General features: G+C 75.6%; 14 protein-coding genes. 13 read left to right on the top strand and 1 reads right to left on the bottom strand.

Annotation, left to right across the window (positions count from 1 at the left end; translation table 11 throughout):
* Positions 1-617 precede the first annotated feature (617 nt).
* The 9 genes from hypD to LRS74_RS04295 all read left to right on the top strand — a co-directional run bounded on the left by hypD (position 618) and on the right by LRS74_RS04295 (position 13,622).
* The gene (hypD, locus tag LRS74_RS04335; RefSeq protein ID WP_277739725.1) at positions 618-1,754 is read left to right on the top strand and encodes a hydrogenase formation protein HypD; all 1,137 of its coding nucleotides are present in this window, start codon (positions 618-620) and stop codon (positions 1,752-1,754) included.
* 118 nt (positions 1,755-1,872) lie between these two features.
* Positions 1,873-2,862 carry a hydrogenase expression/formation protein HypE gene (gene hypE, locus LRS74_RS04330; RefSeq protein ID WP_277744592.1) on the top strand — a complete coding sequence of 330 codons (990 nt, stop codon included), beginning with the start codon at positions 1,873-1,875 and terminating at the stop codon, positions 2,860-2,862.
* 54 nt (positions 2,863-2,916) lie between these two features.
* Positions 2,917-4,656, top strand: coding sequence for a hypothetical protein (locus LRS74_RS04325; protein ID WP_277739724.1), 1,740 nt, complete (start codon positions 2,917-2,919; stop codon positions 4,654-4,656).
* The gene (locus LRS74_RS04320; RefSeq protein ID WP_277739723.1) at positions 4,653-5,180 is read left to right on the top strand and encodes a pyridoxamine 5'-phosphate oxidase family protein; all 528 of its coding nucleotides are present in this window, start codon (positions 4,653-4,655) and stop codon (positions 5,178-5,180) included. Before LRS74_RS04325 ends, LRS74_RS04320 begins: the two co-directional genes overlap by 4 nt.
* 124 nt (positions 5,181-5,304) lie before the next feature.
* Positions 5,305-6,492 (top strand): acyl-CoA dehydrogenase family protein, encoded by a 1,188-nt coding sequence (locus LRS74_RS04315; RefSeq protein ID WP_277739722.1) that lies wholly within the window; start codon positions 5,305-5,307, stop codon positions 6,490-6,492.
* A gap of 292 nt (positions 6,493-6,784) precedes the next feature.
* Entirely contained in the window at positions 6,785-9,040 is a 2,256-nt protein-coding gene (locus LRS74_RS04310) for a serine/threonine-protein kinase (RefSeq protein ID WP_277739721.1), read from the top strand.
* Positions 9,041-9,191: 151 nt separating this feature from the next.
* Entirely contained in the window at positions 9,192-10,826 is a 1,635-nt protein-coding gene (locus LRS74_RS04305) for an NAD(P)/FAD-dependent oxidoreductase (RefSeq protein WP_277739720.1), read from the top strand.
* A gap of 55 nt (positions 10,827-10,881) precedes the next feature.
* Entirely contained in the window at positions 10,882-11,997 is a 1,116-nt protein-coding gene (locus LRS74_RS04300) for a nitronate monooxygenase family protein (RefSeq protein ID WP_277739719.1), read from the top strand.
* A gap of 131 nt (positions 11,998-12,128) precedes the next feature.
* Positions 12,129-13,622 (top strand): acyl-CoA synthetase, encoded by a 1,494-nt coding sequence (locus tag LRS74_RS04295; protein ID WP_277744591.1) that lies wholly within the window; start codon positions 12,129-12,131, stop codon positions 13,620-13,622.
* 804 nt (positions 13,623-14,426) lie between these two features.
* On the opposite strand, the gene LRS74_RS04290 is transcribed toward LRS74_RS04295, so the two are convergent.
* Positions 14,427-16,058, bottom strand: a complete 1,632-nt coding sequence (locus LRS74_RS04290; protein WP_277739718.1) for an acyl-CoA synthetase — start codon at positions 16,056-16,058, stop codon at positions 14,427-14,429.
* A 188-nt stretch (positions 16,059-16,246) separates the two neighbouring features.
* On the opposite strand from LRS74_RS04290, the gene LRS74_RS04285 reads away from it, so the two are divergent.
* Genes LRS74_RS04285 through LRS74_RS04270 form a run of 4 tightly spaced genes read left to right on the top strand, consistent with a single transcriptional unit; the run spans position 16,247 to position 20,426 of the window.
* Positions 16,247-17,050 (top strand): crotonase/enoyl-CoA hydratase family protein, encoded by an 804-nt coding sequence (locus LRS74_RS04285; RefSeq protein WP_277739717.1) that lies wholly within the window; start codon positions 16,247-16,249, stop codon positions 17,048-17,050.
* Positions 17,051-17,081: 31 nt separating this feature from the next.
* Positions 17,082-18,308 carry an OB-fold nucleic acid binding domain-containing protein gene (locus tag LRS74_RS04280; protein WP_277739716.1) on the top strand — a complete coding sequence of 409 codons (1,227 nt, stop codon included), beginning with the start codon at positions 17,082-17,084 and terminating at the stop codon, positions 18,306-18,308.
* Positions 18,305-19,267, top strand: a complete 963-nt coding sequence (locus LRS74_RS04275) for a lipid-transfer protein (protein ID WP_277739715.1) — start codon at positions 18,305-18,307, stop codon at positions 19,265-19,267. The genes LRS74_RS04280 and LRS74_RS04275 overlap by 4 nt, the downstream gene beginning before the upstream one ends.
* Complete coding sequence (locus LRS74_RS04270) at positions 19,260-20,426, top strand: thiolase domain-containing protein (protein WP_277739714.1); 1,167 nt, start codon at positions 19,260-19,262, stop codon at positions 20,424-20,426. The genes LRS74_RS04275 and LRS74_RS04270 overlap by 8 nt, the downstream gene beginning before the upstream one ends.
* Positions 20,427-20,488: the final 62 nt, after the last annotated feature.

Genomic DNA, 20,488 nt, shown 5'->3' with positions numbered 1-20,488 from the left:
GTGGTCGAAGGGGTTGGGGTCCGGTCGGTGGTCGACGCGGCCCGTGGCTCCCGCTCCGGCACGCCCGAGGCTCCCCTGGATGCGGCGGGGCCCGGTGGTCCGGTGGTCGAAGGGGTTGGGGTCCGGTCGGTGGTCGACGCGGCCCGTGGCTCCCGCTCCGGCACGCCCGAGGTCCCCCTGGATGCGGCGGGGCCCGGTGGTCCGGTGGTCGAAGGGGTTGGGGTCCGGTCGGTGGTCGACGCGGCCCGTGGCTCCCGCTCCGGCACGCTTGAGGTCCCCCTGGGCGCGCCGGGGCCCGGTGGTCCGGTGGTCGAAGGGGTCGGGGTCCGGCCCGCGGCCGGCGCGCCCCGTGGCTCCCGCTCCGGCACGGCCCCGGCCCCGGCCGGGATCGGAGTCGGGGCCGCCGGTCCGGAAGGGGCCGGGAGCGTGGGCGCGGCCGCCACCGGAGCCGTCCGCCCGGGGGCCGGCGGGTCCCGGGCGGCGCGGGTGGCCGTCGCCGATGCCGGGCTCGCGGACCCGGATACCGGCGGCGCCGGGCCCGTGCGGCCCCCCACCATCGAGGCGGCTCCCGCGGGCGGCGGAGCCGCCGGGGCGGCGACGGCGCGGGAGGGCGCGCGGTGAGGTACATCGACGAGTTCCACGACCCCGAGCTGGCACGGCGGCTGCTGGCCGAGATCCACGCGACCACCACCCGACCGTGGGCGCTCATGGAGGTCTGCGGCGGCCAGACCCACTCGATCATCCGCCACGGCATCGACCAACTGCTGCCGCGGGAGATCGAGCTCATCCACGGTCCGGGCTGCCCGGTCTGCGTGACGCCGCTGGAGATGATCGACAAGGCGCTGGAGATCGCCTCCCGGCCGGGGGTGGTCTTCTGCTCCTTCGGGGACATGCTGCGCGTCCCCGGCACGGGGCGCGACCTGTTCCGGGTCAGGAGCGCGGGCGGCGATGTGCGCGTGGTCTACTCCCCGCTGGACGCCGTGGACATCGCGCGCCGCGAACCGGACCGCCAGGTGGTGTTCTTCGGCATCGGCTTCGAGACCACCGCTCCGGCCAACGCGATGGCCGTGCACACCGCCCGCCGCCTGGGCGTCCCCAACTTCAGCCTGCTGGTGTCGCATGTGCGGGTGCCGCCCGCGATCGAGGCCGTCATGGAGTCGCCGGCCTGCCGCGTCCAGGCGTTCCTGGCCGCCGGCCACGTGTGCAGCGTGATGGGCACCGGCGAGTACCCGCGGCTCGCCGCGCGCCATCGGGTGCCCATCGTCGTCACGGGCTTCGAACCGCTGGACATCCTGGAGGGCGTCCGTCGCACGGTCCACCAACTGGAGCGCGGCGAGCACCGGGTGGACAACGCGTACCCGCGCGCCGTGCGGGACGAGGGCAACCCGGCGGCGCTGCGCATGATCGAGGAGGTCTTCGAGGTCACCGACCGGGCCTGGCGCGGCATCGGGGTGATCCCCGACAGCGGCTGGCGGCTCTCCGACGCCTTCGCCGACTACGACGCGGAGCGCCGCTTCGAGGTCGGCGACGTGCGGACCCGCGAGTCCGCCGAGTGTCGCAGCGGCGAGGTGCTCCAGGGGCTGATCAAGCCGAACGAGTGCGCCGCCTTCGGCACGACCTGCACGCCGCGCACCCCGCTGGGCGCCACGATGGTCTCCAGCGAGGGGGCGTGCGCGGCATACCACCTGTACCGGCGCCTGGGCGGCGGATCCGCCGGGCCGGCGCCGCGGAAGGAGACGAGCCCCGTTGGCTGAGACGACGACCCGGGAGACCGCGGTGGGGGAGACGGGGGCCGTGGCCGCGCCGCCGGTACCCCTCGACCCCACTGCCTGGACCTGCCCCGCCCCGCTGCGCGACCAACCGGTGGTGGTCATGGGCCACGGGGGCGGCGGGGCGCTCTCCGCGGAGCTGGTGCGCCATCTGTTCGCCCCCGCGTACGGCAACGAGACGCTGGCCCAGCTCGGCGACTCGGCGCGACTCGAACTGGGCGGTGCCCGGCTGGCGTTCTCCACCGACTCCTACGTGGTGCGGCCGCTGTTCTTCCCCGGCGGCGACATCGGCGACCTGGCGGTCAACGGCACCGTCAACGACCTGGCCATGAGCGGCGCCCGACCGGCCCAGCTGTCCTGCGCGTTCATCCTGGAGGAGGGGGTCGAGTTGTCGGTGGTGGGCGCGGTGGCCCGGTCCATCGGGGCCGCCGCCAGGGCCGCCGGGGTCGCCGTCGCCACCGGGGACACCAAGGTGGTGGAGGCCGGCCACGGCGACGGGGTCTACGTCAACACCTCGGGCATCGGGCTGATCCCCGAGGGCGTCGACATCGGGCCGCGGCGCGCCACCCCGGGCGATGTGGTGATCGTCAGCGGGCCGATCGGCATGCACGGCATCGCCATCATGAGCGTCCGTGAAGGGCTGGAGTTCGGGGCGGAGGTGGTCAGCGACACCGCGCCGCTGGGCGATCTGGTCGCCGCGATGCTCGCCGTCACCCCGGATCTGCATGTGCTGCGCGACCCCACGCGCGGTGGCCTCGCCGCCGCGCTCAACGAGATCGCCGCCGCGTCCGGCACCGGTGTCGCCCTCACCGAACGCGCCCTGCCGGTGCCCGAGGCGGTGGCCGCCGCCTGCGGATTCCTCGGTCTCGACCCGCTCTACGTCGCCAACGAGGGCCGACTCGTGGCCTTCGTGCCGCCGACCCACGCGGACGCCGTGCTGGCCGCCATGCGGGCGCATCCCCAGGGCGCCGGGGCCGCGATCATCGGCGAGTGCGTGGCCGAGCACCCCGGCATGGTGGTGGCCCGCACCGGGCTCGGCGGCACGCGGGTGGTGGACCTGCCGCTGGGGGAGCAGCTGCCGCGGATCTGCTGACACCGAGCAGGTATATTCGCAAAATAACTGAATAGTCATCATATCTTTACTGATATGGAGAAAAAGGACGTAATGGCGGCCCTCGCGGTGCCTCCGCACACCACGCCGGACCCGCCTCCGCCCCCGCATCCGCACCGCCACCCCGGTGCGCCCGCGCCGCAGTCCGGCCCGTCGGCCGGCCCGGCCCCGCTCGCGCCCCCCGGCCCGCGGCGTGCCTCCGCCGCGCGGCCGGAGCGCCGCCCCGTGCCCTGGCTCGCCGTCGTCGCCGTCGGTTACGCCCTCGTCCAGCTGGCCCTCGTCGTTCCGCGCACCGGGCAGGCGCTGGGCTGGGACGAGTCGGTGTACGTCTCCCAGGTCGACCCGCGCACCCCCGCCGCCTTCTTCAGCGCCCCCCGGTCGCGCGGCATCAGCTTCCTGGTCGCCCCCGTGCTCGCGGTGACCTCCTCGCCGCTGGCGCTGCGGCTGTTCCTCGTGCTGCTCTCGGCCGTCGCGCTCTACGCCGCCTTCCGGGTCTGGCGCCCGCTGCTGGGCCGCGCGGTGACCGCGCTCGCGGCGCTGCTGTTCGCGGGGTTGTGGATCACCCAGGTCAGCGGCTCCGCCGCGATGCCGAACCTGTGGGTCGCGCTCGGTGCGGTGGCCGCCGTCGGCTGGTTCCTCCGGGTGCCGGACGAGCCGCACGCCCGTTGGTGGTGCGCCGGCCTCCTGGGCCTCGTCACCCTGGTGCGCACCCCGGACGCCGGCTGGCTGGCCCTCCCCCTGTTCGCCTGGGCGTTCGCGGCCCCCGCCTGGCGCACCGCCCGACCGGCGCTGCTCGTCGGCCTGGTGGCCGGCGCCCTGCAGTGGATCGTCGAGGCGTACGCGCGCTTCGGCAGTATCGGCGGGCGGCTGGACGTCTCCGGCGAGGTCGAGGGCGGCATGGGCCTCTCCTTCAACATCGGCAACGTGCTACGCAGCCTCAACGGGCCCCAACTGTGCCGCCCCTGCGACGTCGCGCTGCGCCACCCCGAGCTGACGCTCTGGTGGCTGGCCCTGCCGCTGCTGGCGGCCGCGGCGGTGGCGCTCGCCCTGGGCGACCGCCGGCGCGGCCAGGCCGCCGGCGCCGAGCCGGCGCGCGAGGGGGCCGAGGCGCCGCGCGGCGGCGACGGGCTGCGCACCTACGCCGACCGCCCCGCCGTCATCCTTCTGCCCGTCGCCTGCGCCGCCGCGGTCGCCGCGCCGTACCTCTTCCTCATCTCCTTCTCCGCCCCCCGCTTCCTGCTCCCCGTCTACGCGCTGCTCGCGCTGCCCGTCGCCGCGCTCGCCGTGCGGCTGGTCCGGGCCGACGACCGGCCGTCGCGGGCGGCGGCGATCCTGGCGGCCGTGATCGCGCTGCACATGGCGGGCCAGCACGTGGTGCTGTGGCACGCCACCGGCCAGACCCAGGCCGTGACCGGACGCTATCTGGCGGGCGCCCGCGAGCTGCACCGGCTCGGCGTGGCGCCGCCCTGCCTGATCACCGGGGACCGCGCGCTGCCGGTGGCGTACCACGCGGGCTGCGCCTCCGCCCAGACCGCCGGGAACAACCGCTCGGTCACCGTCTCCACCCTGCTGCGTCGGATCGAGAGCCGGTCCGCCGCGGTCCTCACCGGGCCCGATCGGCCCCAGCCGCCGAGCTACGCCCGCGACTGGGTCCCCTATCCGCTGCGCGGCACCGACTGGATCGCCTATCTCCCGCCCGACCAGCCGGGACAGCCCAATGAACCCGATCAATCCAGACAGTGGTTGTCGGGTATCGCTGGCACGCTGGCACCATGACGACCGAGGAAGACCGTAGGAAGACCGCCCGCTGGAGCGATGTGGAGGCGGCCGAACCCGCCTTCGCCCGTACCGTGCGGGAGCGCTTCGAGCAGTTCAAGCACCATGTGTTGGCCACCGTTCGGAAGGACGGCGCGCCGCGTGTCGCCGGCCTGGAGGCGGACTTCCGCAACGGGGAGCTGTGGCTGGGCATGATGGCGAACTCCCGCAAGGCGCTGGACCTGCGCCGCGATCCGCGCTTCGCGCTGCACGCCAACCCCGGCGCGGACGCGTCGATGGCGGGCGGCGACGCGCGCGTCAGCGGCCGCGCGATCGAGGTGACCGACCCGGAGGTGATCGCCCGCTACGTCGCGGAGGTCGAGCCGCCGCAGCCGTTCCACCTCTTCCGGGTCGAGCTCACCGAGGTGGTCCGGATCACCGTCGACGACCCCGACCTGGTGGTGCGGGTCTGGTGCCCGGACGGCCGGGGGCTGCGCACCCTTCGGCGCGGCAGCGACGCGGCCCCGCCGCGCGAGGAGCGCTGACCGCGGAACCCCGAGAGCCGTGGCCCCGTCGCGGGGGCCACGGCTCTTCCGTATTCCTGAAACGCGTTCTACCGTGCCCCTCGTTCCGCGCCCGCGAGACGCCGAGAGAGCCGCAGGAGGGGCCGTGCACCTCGAATACACCCCCGAGCAACAGCGGTTACGCGCCGAACTGCGCGCGTACTTCGCGGAGCTCGTCCCGGACAACGCCTACGCCCGGCACGCCGACCCCGCCGCTCAGAAGACCTTCTACCGCGCCACCATCGCCCGCCTGGGCGCGGACCGCTGGCTGGGCGTCGGCTGGCCGAAGGAGTACGGCGGCCGCGGGCTGAGCCCGCTGGAGCAGTTCGTCTTCTTCGACGAGGCCGCGCAGGCGGGCGTGCCGCTGCCGCTGATGGCGCTGAACACCGTCGGGCCGACCCTGATGCGCTTCGGCACCGAGGAGCAGAAGGCGTACTTCCTGCCGAGGATCCTCTCCGGTGAGCTCGACTTCGCCATCGGCTACAGCGAGCCCGAGGCCGGCACCGACCTGGCCTCGCTCAAGACCCGCGCGGTCCGCGACGGGGACGGCTACCTGGTCAACGGGCAGAAGATCTGGACCACCAACGGCGACACGGCGGACTGGGTCTGGCTCGCGGTCCGCACCGCCCCCGCCACCGCGGACCTGCCGCCCCACAAGGGCATCAGCCTGCTGCTGGTGCCCACCACCGACCCCGGCTACTCCTGCACCCCCATCCACACCCTGGCCTCCCACGACACCACCGCCAGCTACTACGAGAACATCCGCGTCCCCTTCTCCCGCCGGGTCGGCGCGGAGAACGAGGGCTGGCGGCTCATCACCACCCAGCTCAACTACGAGCGGGTCACCCTGGCCGCGCACGGCACCATGGCGATCCGCGCCCTGCACGGCGTCCGGCGCTGGGCCGCCGACACCAAGCTCGCCGACGGTCGGCGCGTCATCGACCTCGGCTGGGTGCGCGGCCTGCTGGCCCGCACCCACACCCGGCTCGAGGCGATGAAGCTGCTCAACTGGCAGATGGTGGAGGCACTCCAGCGGGAGGCCCTCACCCCGCACGACTCCTCCGCCGTCAAGGTCTACGGCTCGGAGGCGCGCCGGGAGGCGTACGCCTGGCTCCTGGAGGTGCTCGCCGCGGCCGGCCCGCTCAAGGAGGGCTCGGCCGGCGCGGTCCTCCACGGCGAGCTGGAGCGCGGCTACCGCAGCAGCGTCGTCTTCACCTTCGGCGGCGGCAACAACGAGGTTCAGCGGGAGATCATCTCCTGGATCGGGCTGGGGATGCCGCGGGTCCGCCGCTGAGCCCCCGCCGCTCCGCCGAGGCCCTGGGCCCGCCGAAGCCCTGGGCCCGCCGAAGCCCTGGGCCCGCCGAAGCCCTGGGCCCGCCGAGGCCCCGGGTCCGCCGAGGCCGGCCCGCGGGCCGCTCGGGCCCCCGGGGCCGACCCCGGGCCGGGCGGGGGTCGGCGAGAGCCGTCGAGCGACCTACAAGCGGCGCACTCCGGCGGCCATACTGGACACCGGGCCGGGGGCGGGGAGACGGCGGGCTGCGGGGGCGGCGGCGGGAGGGGCACCTTCCGTCGAAGGCAGGGGGAGTATGGCGGACACCAGGCTGATCCAGAGCCGGTACCGGCTGCTCGACCTCATCGGGCGCGGGGGGATGGGAGAGGTGTGGCGCGCCCGCGACGAGTCGCTCGGCCGCCGCGTCGCCGTCAAGTGTCTCAAGCCGATCGGCCCCCAGCACGATCCGTCCTTCATCCGGGTGCTGCGGGAGCGGTTCCGCCGCGAGGCGCAGGTGGCGGCCGCGCTCCAGCACCGGGGCGTCACCGTCGTGCACGACTTCGGCGAGGACGACGGGGTGCTCTACCTCGTCATGGAGCTGCTGGACGGGCGCAACCTCAGCCAGGTGCTGGAGGACAACAAGCACCACCCGCTGCCGGTCGCCGACGTCGTCGACATCGCCGACCAGGTCGCCGGCGCCCTCGCCTACACCCATGCGCAGGGCATCGTGCACCGCGACCTCAAGCCCGCCAACGTGATGCGGCTCGCCGACGGGGCCGTGAAGATCTGCGACTTCGGCATCGCCAGGCTCGGACACGACATCGGCTTCACCGCCCGTCTCACCGGCACCGGCATCGCCATGGGCACCCCGCACTACATGTCGCCGGAGCAGATCGCCGGCACCGCCGTCGACCACCGCAGCGACCTCTACTCGCTGGGCTGCGTGCTGTACGAACTGGCCACCGGCGCGCCGCCGTTCGACATGGACGACGCCTGGGCGGTGCTGGTCGGCCACCGCGACTCCGCGCCCGTGCCGCCCCGGCGGCACCGCCCCGACCTGCCCGCCGCCTTCGAGCGCATCGTGCTCGACCTGCTCGCCAAGGACCCCGACCACCGGCCCGGCGACGCCGCCGGGCTCGTCCAGCGGATCGCCGCGGTGCGGGCCAGGACGCTGCCCGGTCTCCACCCCACCCTGACCGAGCCCGGCCGGCTCGCCGACCCGGCGTCGCCGCCGCGGCAGGCCCGGCTGCCCGGATGGGCCCGCGACATGACCACCGGCTCGAAGGCGAGCGCCGCGTGCACCCCACCGCCGGCCGCCCCCGACCCGTCCTCGGTGGAGGGGCTCACCGGCACCTGGACCGGCAACTTCGCCCCCGGCCCGCTGCTCCAGCCGCCGGTCGCCCCCGAGCGGCCCACCCCCGCCCCCGAGCTGCTGGCCCGACTCGCCGAGCGGCACGACACCGGGCTCGCCCTGGCCCGGCGGGGCCGCTGGGAGGAGGCGGGGGAGGTGCACCGCGCGGTGGCCGCCGAACGGGAGCACGCGCTGGGCCCCGACCACCCCGACACCCTCGCCAGCCGCTACGAGGTGGCCTTCACCCTCGGCCGGCTCGGCCGCCCCGGCGACGCGCTCCGGGAGTACGGGAAGGTCGCCGAGGGCCGGGAGCGGGCGCTGGGCCCGGACCACCCCGACACCCTGGCCGCCCGTCAGGAGACCGCGTTCGTCCTCGGCCAGCTCGGTCGCCACTTCGTCGCCCACCAGATCTACACCGCGGTGCTCACCGCCCGCGTGCGCACCATGGGCGCCGACCACCCCGACACCCTGCGCTGCCGCCACAACCTGGCCTTCAACCTCGGCCGGCTGGGCCGTCTGGAGGACTCCTGCCGGATGGCGTACGAGGTGGCCGCCGCCCGCGCCCGGGTGCTCGGCCCGGACCACCCCGACACCCTCGTCACCCGCTACGAGGTCGCCTACGCGCTGGGCCAGCTGGGTCGCTGGCAGGAGGCGCTGCGGACCTACCGGGAGGTGGCCGACGCCCGCGCGCAGGTGCTCGGCCCGGACCACCCCGACACCCTGGCCGCCCGCTACGAGGTGGGCATCAGCCTGGGCCGGCTCGGCCACAGCGCCGAAGCGCTCGCCGTCTACCGGGACCTCGTCGACGACCGCACCCGAGCACAGGGACCCACGGACCCCGAGACGCTCCGCGCCCGGCACGGGCTCGGCGTCAACCTCGGCCGCCTCGGTCGCTGGGAGGAGGCGCTCGCCGAGGCCCGCGACGTCTGCGCCGTCCGGGAGAGGACACTGGGCCCCGGTCACCCCGACACCCTCGTCAGCCGTCGCGAGATCGCCGTGGGCCTGGGCTGGCTCGGCCGCTGGGCGGACGCCCTCGCCGTCTACCGCCATGTCGCCCGCGCCCGCGAGCGGGTCCTCGGCGCCGACCACCCGGACACCATCGCCAGCCGTAACGACGAGGCCCACTGCCTGGAGCAGTTGGGCCGCCGCGACGAGGCCGTGGAGCTCTACCGCCAGACGGCCGCCCTGCGGCAGCGACGCGGCGCGCCCCACCTGGGCTAGACGCGCCCCCGGGCGCTGAGGCCCCGCTCCCGGCGCCCCCGGGCGCCGACACTCCGGTCTCGGCGTCCCCGGGCTGGGCGGTTCCGCGCGGCGGCGTAGGGGGCACGGCGCCCCCTGGCCCCGGCCGCCCCCGCCGTGTTACGCAGGGGGCATGGCCCCACGTGGAGTGCGCGCGTTCGACGTCGTCATCGTCGGCGGAGGTCACAACGGCCTGGTCGCCGCCGCCTATCTGGCGCGGGCCGGCCGCGCCGTGCTGGTGCTGGAGCGTCTGGACCACATCGGGGGCGCGGCCGTGTCCAGCCGCCCGTTCCCCGGGCTGGACGCACGGCTGTCCCGCTACGCGTACCTCGTCAGCCTGCTGCCCGGGAAGGTGGTACGGGACCTCGGGCTGCGCTTCGCGGTGCGCGGGCGGTCCATCTCCTCGTACACGCCCACCGTCCGGGCCGGCCGCCCCACCGGACTGCTGGTGGGCGGCGGCGAGCGGCGGACGCGCGAGGCGTTCGCGCGGCTGACCGGCTCGGACCGGGAGTACGCGGCGTGGCGGGAGTTCTACGGAATGACGCGCCGGGTCGCCGAACGCGTCTTCCCCACGCTCACCGAGCCGCTGCCCGGCCGCGCGGAGCTGCGGGCCCGGGTGGCCGACGACGCGGCCTGGGAGGCGCTGTTCGAGCGGCCGCTCGGCGAGGCGATCGAGGCGGCGTTCGCCGACGACCTGGTCCGGGGAGTGGTGCTCACCGACGCGCTCATCGGCACCTTCACCCACGCCCACGACCCCTCGCTGCGGCAGAACCGCTGCTTCCTCTACCACGTGATCGGTGGCGGCACCGGCGACTGGAACGTGCCGGTGGGCGGGGTGGGCGCGTTCACCGACGCGCTGGCCGACGCCGCCCGGGCCGCCGGCGCGCGTCTCGAGACCGGCCGTGAGGTGACGGCCGTCGCGACGGACGGCACGGTGGCGGAGGTGACGTACCGGGAGGCCGACGGGGAGGGCGTGGTGGCCGCGCGGCACGTCCTGGTGGGCGCGGCCCCGACGGTGCTCGCCGACCTGCTCGGCGAGCGGCCTCGGGCGGCCGTGGCGGGGGCCGGCTCCGGCGCGCCGGCCGCGGACCCGCCCGAGGGCGCGCAGCTGAAGGTGAACATGCTGCTGCGCAGGCTGCCGCGGCTGCGCGACACCGGGACCGATCCGCGCGAGGCGTTCGCCGGCACCTTCCACATCGCCGAGGGATACCGGCAGTTGGAGGAGGCCTACCGTCAGGCGGCGGCCGGGGAGCCGCCCGCCGCGCCGCCCTCGGAGATCTACTGCCACTCGCTGACCGACCCCACGATCCTCGCCCCGGAGCTGGCCCGAGCCGGCTACCAGACCCTGACCCTGTTCGGTCTGCACAGCCCCGCCCGGCTCTTCACCGCCGACCACGACGCGACCCGCGCCGCGCTGCTGACCTCGGCCCTCGCCCAGCTCGACGCCCATCTCGCCGAGCCGCTGGCGGACTGTCTGGCGCTGGACGCCGAGGGCAGGCCCTGCATCGAGGCGAAGTCCCCGCTCGACCTGGAGCGCGAGCTGCGGTTGCCGGGCGGCAACATCTTCCACCGCGAACTGGCCTTCCCGTACGCCCAGGAGGGCGCCGGCCGCTGGGGCGTGGCCACGAGCCACGCCAATGTGCTGCTGTGCGGCGCGGGCGCGGTGCGCGGCGGCGGAGTCAGCGGCGTCCCCGGGCACAACGCGGCGATGGCGGTGCTGGAGGCGGGCCGGCCCTCCAGGGCGCCGCGCCCGGAACAAATAATCTGATGAGGTGTCAGATTCACTCTTCCGTCGTGCGGTTCCCTGCGGCATCCTGCCGCCCATGGAGACGGAGCTGAGCGCCCGGCTGGGCATCGAGCACGCCATCTTCGGCTTCACCCCGTTCCCCGCCGTGGCCGCCGCGATCACCCGGGCCGGTGGGCTGGGGGTGCTCGGCGCGGTCCGCTACCGCGCCCCCGAGGACCTCGCCCGCGATCTGGACTGGATGCAGGCGCACACCGACGACAAGCCCTACGGCCTCGACGTCGTCATGCCCGCGAAGATCGCGGACGGGGTCACCGAGGCTGATGTGGAGGCGATGATCCCGCAGCGGCACCGCCGCTTCGTCCGGGACACCCTCGCCCGGCACGGGGTGCCCGAACTCGCCCCCGACGACCCCTCCGGCTGGCGCGTCACCGGCTGGTTGGAACAGGTGGCCCGCGCGCAGTTGGACGTCGCCTTCGACTACCCCCTCACCCTGCTGGCCAACGCCCTCGGCTCGCCGCCGCCCGACGTCGTGCGCCGCGCCCGCGAACACGGCGTCCAGGTCGCCGCGCTCGCCGGCAGCGCCCGGCACGCCCGCCGCCACCGGGACGCGGGCATCGACATCGTCGTCGCCCAGGGCTACGAGGCCGGCGGCCACACCGGCGAGATCGCCACCATGGTCCTCACCCCCGAGGTCGTACGAGCGGTCGACCCACTGCCGGTCCTCGCCGCCGGCGGCATCGGCAGCGGCGCGCAGATCGCCGCCGGGCTCGCGCTGGGCGCTCAGGGCGTCTGGCTGGGCTCCCTCTGGCTGACCACCGAGGAGGCCGAACTGCGCTCACCCGCGCTCACCCGCAAGCTCCTCGCCGCCGGCTCCGGCGACACCGTCCGCTCCCGGGCGCTCACCGGCAAGCCGGCCCGCCAACTGCGGACCGCCTGGACCGACGCCTGGGAGACCGCCGACGGCCCCGACCCACTGCCCATGCCCCTCCAGGGGCTGCTGGTCGCCGAGGCGCTCTCCCGTATCCAGCGGTACGAGGTCGAGCCCCTGCTCGGCACCCCCGTGGGTCAGATCGTCGGCCAGATGACCGAACGTCGCAGCGTGCGGGCCGTCTTCGACGAGCTGACCCGCGGCTTCGCCCACGCCATCGAGCGCCTCGACCGCATCGCGGCCCGGGGCGAGGGAAGGAGCTGACGACGGTGCCCGACCGCGAACCCCGCCCCCGCACGGCCGGCGACCCCACGCCCCGGACCGCTCAGGGGCCCGCCGCCCCGTCCCTCTCCGGGTCCCCGGGGGACTCCGGGGCCCCGGTCGGCTTCTGGGCGCTGGCCGCCGCCGATCCCTCGCGTACGGCCCTGATCGCCCCGGGTGGCGAGGAGTGGACGGCCGGACGGCTGCACGCGGCGTGCAACCAACTGGTCGGCGGGTTGCGCGCCGCCGGGCTGGGGCCCGGGGACGCGTTCGCCGTCGTGCTGCCCAACGGGCCCGAGCTCATCGCCTGCGCGCTCGCCGGCGCCCAGGCGGGCTTCTACATGGTGCCGGTCAACCACCACCTGACCGGCCCCGAGGTCGGCTGGATCGTCGCGGACTCGGGCGCCAAGGTGCTGGTCGCGCACGAGCGGTTCGCGGAGGTGGCGCGGGAGGCGGCCGACGCGGCCGGACTGCCCGCCGGTCACCGCTACGCGGTCGGCCGGGCCGCCGGCTACCGCCCGTACGAGGCGCTCTCGGCCGGACAGTCGGACGCCCCGCCCGCCGACCGCGAGCTGGGGTGGATCATGAACTACACCTCCGGCACCACCGGACGTCCGCGCGGGATCCGCCGCCCGCTCACCGGGCGGCCCCCGGAGGAGAGCGACCTGGGCGGCTTCCTCCGCTTCTTCGGCATCGGGCCGTTCGACGGCCAGGTGCACCTGGTCTGTTCACCGCTCTACCACACGGCCGTGCTCCAGTTCGCGGGCGCGTCGCTGCATCTGGGGCATCCCCTCGTACTGATGGACGGTTGGGCGCCGGAGGAGATGCTGCGCCTGATCGAGGCCCACCGCTGCACCCACACCCACATGGTCCCCACCCAGTTCCACCGGCTGCTGGCCCTCCCCGAGGAGGCGCGGCGGCGCTACGACGTCTCGTCCATGCGGCACGCCGTGCACGGCGCGGCCCCGTGCCCCGAGCACGTCAAGCGGGCGATGATCGACTGGTGGGGGACGTGTGTGACCGAGTACTACGCGGCCAGCGAGGGCGGCGGGACCATCGCCACGGCCGAGGAGTGGCTGAAGCGGCCGGGCACGGTGGGCAGGGCGTGGCCCATCAGCGAGCTCGCCGTCTTCGACGACGCCGGCGACCGGCTGCCGCCCGGCGAGGTCGGCACCGTCTACATGCGCATGAGCACCGCCGGGTTCGCGTACCACAGGGACGCCGAGAAGACCCGGAGCAACCGCATCGGCGACTTCTTCACCGTGGGCGACCTCGGCTACCTCGACGCCGACGGCTACCTCTACCTCCGCGACCGCAAGATCGACATGATCATCTCGGGGGGTGTCAACATCTACCCCGCCGAGATCGAGGCCGCGCTGCTCACCCACCCCGCCGTCGCGGACGTCGCGGTCTTCGGCGTCCCCGACGAGGACTGGGGCGAACAGGTCAAGGCGGTGGTCGAGCCCGCTCCCGGCCACGCACCGGGCTCCGAGCTGGCCGAGGCGATCCTCGCGCACGGCGCGCGGACCCTGGCCCGCTACAAACAGCCCAGGACCGTGGAGTTCGTGGCGCACATGCCGCGCGACCCCAATGGCAAGCTCTACAAGCGGCGGCTGCGCGAGCCGTAGGGGCCGGGCGCGAACGGCCGGTGTGACGGCGCCGGGCGTCGTGGCGGGGGGAGGGCGCCGCCGCCCACCCCGCCGCGGCGGCCGTCCGTGCGGGGCCGGCGGCCGGACCGCCGCCCTGACCTGGGGGCGTACACGCGGCCCCGGCGAGCGTCCGGCCAACCCCGCACGACGCCAGGACCGCAGGCCGATCCGATCCGATCCGCCCCGGCCGGCGTTCGGACAGGCTCGTACGGCGCCCGGCCCGTGAGTGCCCGTACGGTGGCGCGCTTACGGCCGGCACGGCCGCCCTGGCCCTGACCGCGGTGGATGCCACCCCCCGGCCCCGGCCCAGCCGGCGTCCGGCCAGGCCCGTACGGCGCCCGGCCTATGGCGCCCGGCCTATGGCGCCCGGCCCGTACGGCGCCCGGCCCGTGCGGTGGTCGACCCCTCCGGCGGCGCGCCTTCGCCCGGCCGGTCCGGTGGTCGTGCCGCACGGTGTCCCGCCCCCGCTCGGCCCGTACGGTGGCGCGCGCTTACGGGCCGGCGCGGCGGCCCCGGCTCCGACCACGGGGATGCCTCACCCCGGGCCCCGGCCCGGCCGGCGACCGGGCCGGCCGGTCCGGTGGTCGTGCCGCACGGTGTCCCGCCCCGCCCGGCCCCTACGGTGGCGCGCCCGTACGGTGGTGCGCGCTACGGGCCGGCGCGGCGGCCCCGGCTCCGACCACGGGGGTGCCTCACACCCCCACACCCCGGCCCGGCCGGCGACCGGCCGGCCGGTACGGCTCGCGGGGCGGTAGGGGCGGCCGCACGGCGCGGCCGCGCCCGTCACGGCTCGCCCGCGCCGGAGGCGACCTCGCGGGCCCAGCGGTAGTCGGCCTTGCCGCTGGGGGAGCGCTGGACCTGGTCGGTGAAGACCACGGTGCGCGGGATCTTGTACCCGGCCAGTCGGGACCGGCAGTGGGCGCGCAGGGCCTCGGCGGTCAGCGGAGCGGCGCCCGCGCGGGGTTGCACCACCGCCGCGACCCGGCTGCCCCAGCGCTCGTCGGGGACGCCGGCGACCAGCGCGTCGTAGACGTCGGGGTGCGCCTTGAGGGCCTGCTCCACCTCCTCCGGGTAGACCTTCTCGCCGCCGGTGTTGATGCACTGCGAGCCTCGCCCCAGGACCGTGACGACGCCGTCCGCGTCGATGGTGGCCATGTCGCCGAGCAGCACCCAGCGCTCGCCGTCCGGGGTGGTGAAGAAGGTCTCGGCGGTCTTCCGCGGGTCGTTGTAGTAGCCCAGCGGCACATGGCCGCGCAGCGCGATGCGCCCGGGCTCGCCCACCGCTGCCGCCCGCCGTGTCACCGGGTCGACCACCGTCGTGTGCGCGTTGACCCGCAGCCGGAAGCCCCGCCGCGGGCCGGAGTCCTCGGTGGCGGTGCCGTTGAAGCCGGACTCCGAGGAACCGAAGTTGTTGAGCAGCGGCACGTGCGGCAGCAGAGCGCCGAACTGGGCGCGGACGGTGTCCGACAGCACCGCGCCGGAGCTGCTGACGGCGAGCAGAGAGGAGCAGTCGACGCCCCGGCACGGCCCGCGAAGGGCGTCCGTCAGCGGCCGCAGCATCGCGTCGCCGACCAGGGAGACGCTGGTGACCCGTTCCCGCCCGATCGTGCGCAGCACCTTCTCCGGTGCGAACGCGCGGTGCAGCACCACCTTCTGGCCGGCGTTGAAGGCGATCAGCGCGGTGAGAGTGGAGGTGCCGTGCATCAGCGGGGGAGTGGGGAAGAAGACCAGCCCCGCGCCGCCTGCCGCCACCCGCTCGGCCAGCTCCTCGGGTCGCTTCACCGGCTCGCCCGTGGGGGCGCCGCCGCCGAGCGCGGCGAAGAAGAGGTCCTCCTGGCGCCACAGCACGCCCTTGGGCAGCCCGGTGGTGCCGCCGGTGTAGATGATGAAGCGGTCGTCGGCGGAGCGCGGCGCGAAGTCGCGGTCCGCCGCGCCGGACACCTCCGCCTCGGCGAACGGGACCGGGGCCGGATCCGGCTCCGGGGCGGAGGGGTCGGGGGTGCCGACCCGGACGAGGTGGCGCAGGGTGTCGGTGCGCGTCGCCGCGGCGGCGACCCTCGCGCTGAACTCGGCGTCGTAGACGAGGGCGACCAGCTCCGCGTCGCGGTAGAGGTAGGCCAGTTCGTCCGCCACGTAGCGGTAGTTGACGTTCACCGGCACCGCGCGGAGCTTGAGGCAGGCCCACAAGGTCTGGAGGTACTCCACGCCGTTGTACAGATGCAGCCCGACGTGGTCGCCGGGGCCGATGCCGGAGTCCCGGAGGTGGTGGGCGAGCCGGGTGGCGGCCGCGTCCAGCGCCGCGTAGCTCAGCCGACGCTCGGCTCCGGTGCCCGGGTGCTCTGCGTAGACCAGGGCCTCCCGGTCCGGCACCGTGTCCACGACGGACTCGAACAGGTCGGCGAGGTTGTACTCCACGGTCCGCTCCCTCCTGGCCGGGCGGTCCCGGGCGTGACGGCGGGCGGGCAGGGGCTCGCGGCCATTAGAGCGCCGGGGCGTGCGGCTGGGAAGGCCGTCGGCCAAGAAATCTGACTGCCCGTCAGAAAACTCTTGAACTCCCCCCACGCCTCCTGCACCCTGTTCTGGTCCGAGGGACGGAGGCGGCGATGGCACCGACCGAACACCTGACCGTGCGGCGCGTCGGCGCCGCCCTGGTGCTCACCCTCAACCGCCCCGAGGCCAGGAACGCGCTCTCGCTGCCGATGCTGGTCGGGCTCTACGACGGCTGGCTCGCCGCCGACGCCGACGACTCCGTACGGTCGGTGGTGCTCACCGGCGCCGGCGGGGCGTTCTGCTCCGGCATGGACCTCAAGGCGCTCGCGGGCGGCGGATCGCCCGCCGCCGCCCCCTACCGGGAGCGCTTGCGCGCCGACCCCGACCTGCACTGGAAGGCGCTGCTGCGGCACCACCGCCCGCGCAAGCCGGTGATCGCCGCCGTCGAGGGGCCCTGCGTCGCCGGCGGCACCGAGCTCCTCCAGGGCACCGACATCCGGGTGGCCGGCCGGGGCGCCACCTTCGGGCTCTACGAGGTCCGCCGCGGGCTGTTCCCCATCGGCGGCTCCACGGTCCGGCTGCCCCGTCAGATCCCGCGCACGCACGCCCTGGAGATGCTGCTGACCGGACGGCCCTACACCGCCGCCGAGGCCGAACGGATCGGGCTCATCGGCCGTGTCGTCCCCGACGGCGCCGCCCTGGAAACGGCCCTGGGCCTCGCCGAGCTGGTCAACGCCAACGGCCCGCTCGCCGTCGAGGCGGTCAAGGACTCCGTCTACGAGACCGCGGAGCTGACCGAGACCGAGGGCCTGCGGTCCGAACTGGAACGCGGTCGCCCGGTCTTCGCCACCGACGACGCGAAGGAAGGCGCCCGGGCCTTCGCCGAGAAGCGTCCACCCGTCTACCGGCGCGCCTGACGACGCCGGGACGATGCCCCAAGGAGGGACCGTGTCCGAGCTCCTCAGCGCCCCCCTGACCGTGGAGTTCCCCTTCACCCGCTCCCTGGGCCCGGTGCAGGGCGCCTTCCTGACGGGGCTGCGCGAGCGCGTCGTCCTGGGCGTCCGCAGGCCGGACGGGCGGGTGCTGGTGCCGCCGTTGGAGTACGACCCGGACACCGCCGCGGACCTCCACGAGCTGGTCGAGGTCGGCACCACCGGCACCGTCACCTGCTGGGCCTGGAACCCCACCCCGCGCCGGGGCCAGCCGCTCGGCACCCCCTTCGCGTGGGTGCTGGTGCGCCTCGACGGCGCGGACAGCGCGTTGCTGCACGCCCTCGACGCGCCGGACCCCGGCGCGGTCCGCACGGGACTCCGGGTCCGCGTCCGCTGGGCCGCCGAGCGCACGGGCGCGATCACGGACATCGCCTGCTTCGAGGCGTACGAGGGGGAGGGCGAGGAAGGCGGGGCGCACGCGGCGGACGTGGCGGAGCCGGCGGACCGGGCCGACGGAGCGGAGGTGGCGGACCGAACGGACGTGGCGGAGCCGGCGGACCGGGCTGATGGGGCGGAGGCGGCGGACCGAACGGACGTGGCGGAGCCGGTGGACCGGGCCGACGGAGCGGAGGTGGCGGACCGAACGGACGTGGCGGAGCCGGCGGACCGGGCTGATGGGGCGGACGCGGCGGGCCGAACGGATGTGGAGGAACCGGCGGACGCGGCGGACCCGACGGGCGCCGTGCCCCGGGCCCGTCCGCACGACGGCGTGTTCGCCGACCCCGTCACCAGCCTCGCCGCCCCGGCCCGCCTCGACTACACCTACACCCCGGGCCGCGCGCACGGCCGCCATCTCGCCGCGCTGGCCGACCGCCGGACGGTGGGCGAGCGCTGCCCGGCCTGCCGGAAGGTCTACGTCCCCCCGCGCGGCGCCTGCCCCACCTGCGGGGTGGCCACCGACGAGCCGGTGGAGGTGGGCCCGCGCGGCACGGTCACCACCTTCTGCGTCGTCAACATCAAGGCCCGAGGGCTCGCCATCGAGGTGCCGTACGTGTACGCGCACATCGCCCTCGACGGGGCGGACCTGGCCCTGCACGGGCGTGTCGCCGGCCTCCCGTACGACCGGGTCCGGATGGGGCTGCGGGTGGAGCCGGTGTGGGTCGGCGACGGCCGCCACCCGGACCACTACCGGCCCACCGGCGAGCCCGACGCCCCCTACGACACCTACCGGGAGCTGCTGTGACCCGGCGGGTGGCGGTCGTGGCCTTCGCGCGGAGCGACCCGGCGCGCCCCACGGCCGGGCTGACCGAGGTGGAGCTGCTGCTGCCGGTGTTGCGCGAGGTCCTGGAGCGCACCGGGCTCAGGGCCGGCGAGATCGGCTTCACCTGCTCCGGGTCGAGCGACTACCTCGCCGGCCGGGCCTTCTCCTTCACGCTGGCGCTGGACGGGGTCGGCGCCTGGCCGCCGATCGCCGAGTCCCATGTGGAGATGGACGGGGCCTGGGCGCTGTACGAGGCGTGGGTCAAGCTCCGCACCGGCCGCGCCGACACGGCCCTGGTCTACGCCTGGGGCAAGCCCTCGGCCGGGGACCTGGACGCGGTCCTCACCCGCCAGCTCGACCCCTACCACCTCGCCCCCCTCTGGCCCGACCCGGCCTCCCTCGCCGCGCTCCAGGAACGCGCGCTGCTCGACTCCGGCGCCCTTGTGCCGCCCGTCCCCGCGGGCGGGAGCAGCCCCGGCGGCCCGGCCCCCGTCGACGGCGCCGCCGCCGTCGTGCTCGCCGTCGAGGCCACCGCGCGCCGGCTGTGCGCGCGGCCCGCCTGGATCCGCGGCATCGACCACCGCATCGAGCCGCACGGCCTCGGCGTACGGGACCTCGCCGACTCCCCGTCCACCCGGCTGGCGGCCGCGCGGGCGGGCGCCTTCGACGCGCCGCCCGTCGACACCGCCGAGCTGCACGCCCCCCATCCGGCGCAGGAGCCGATCCTGCGCCGTGCGCTGCGGCTGGACGGTGCCGTCGCGGTCAACCCGTCGGGCCCGGCGGCGGCTGATCCGCCGATGGCGGCGGGCCTGATCCGGCTGGGGGAGGCGGCCGCGCGCATCCATCGCGGTCGTTCCCGTCGGGCGTTGGCCCACGCGACCTCCGGCCCCTGTCTGCAACAGAACCTGGTGGCGGTCCTGGAAGGGGAGCCGGATGTCTGAGGAACCGGTGGCCGTCGTCGGGATCGGACAGACCAGGCACGCCGCCGCGCGCCGCGACGTCTCCCTGGCCGGGCTGGTCCGCGAGGCGGCCGCGCGGGCGCTGGAGGACGCCCAGCTCGCCTGGGCCGACGTCGACGCCGTCGTCATCGGCAAGGCCCCCGACTTCTTCGAGGGCGTGATGATGCCCGAGCTCTACCTCGCCGACGCCCTCGGCGCGGTCGGCAAGCCGATGCTCCGGGTGCACACCGCCGGCTCGGTCGGCGGTTCCACCGCGCTGGTGGCGGCCGACCTGGTCGCCGCCCGCGTGCACCGCACCGTGCTGACCGCGGCCTTCGAGAAGCAGTCCGAGTCCAACGCGATGTGGGCGCTGTCGCTGCCCGTCCCCTTCCAACAGCCCCTGCTCGCCGGCGCCGGCGGCTTCTTCGCCCCGCACGTACGGGCCTACATCCGGCGCACCGGGGCGCCCCCGGGTATCGGTGCGCTCGTCGCCTACAAGGACCGCCGCAACGCCCTGAGGAACCCGTACGCGCACCTGCACGAGGACGGCCTCACCCTGGAGCGGGTGCGGTCCTCGCCGATGCTGTGGGACCCGATCCGCTACTCCGAGACCTGCCCGTCGTCCGACGGCGCCTGCGCCATGGTGCTCACCGACCGCGCGGGCGCGGCCCGCGCGCCGCACCCGCCCGCCTGGCTGCACGGCGGCGCGATGCGCAGCGAGCCCACCCTGTTCGCGGGCAAGGACTTCGTCTCGCCACGCGCCGGGCGGGACTGCGCGGCCGACGTCTACCGGCAGGCGGGCGTCACCGACCCGCGCCGCGAGATCGACGTGGCGGAGCTCTACGTGCCGTTCAGCTGGTACGAGCCGATGTGGCTGGAGAACCTGGGCTTCGCGGCGGAGGGCGAGGGCTGGAAGCTGGTCGAGTCCGGTGCCACCGCGCTCGACGGCGACCTCCCCGTCAACCCCTCGGGCGGGGTGCTGTCCAGCAACCCCATCGGCGCCTCGGGGATGCTCCGCTTCGCGGAGGCGGCGCTCCAGGTGCGCGGCCAGGCGGGGGAACACCAGATCGAGGGCGCGCGGCGAGCGCTCGGGCACGCGTACGGCGGCGGCTCCCAGTTCTTCGCGATGTGGCTGGTCGGGGCCGAACCACCCGCCACCTGACCCGCGTGGGACGACAACCGCGCCTTCCGTCCCTCTCCCATGTCCCTCTTCCGTGGCCTGTG

Origin of the sequence: Streptomyces sp. LX-29 (assembly GCF_029541745.1) — a bacterium.
In the GTDB taxonomy this organism is placed as follows: Bacteria; Actinomycetota; Actinomycetes; order Streptomycetales; family Streptomycetaceae; genus Streptomyces.
Note: the sequence above shows the minus strand (reverse complement) of the source record. Positions and strands in the feature narration are given on the sequence as shown.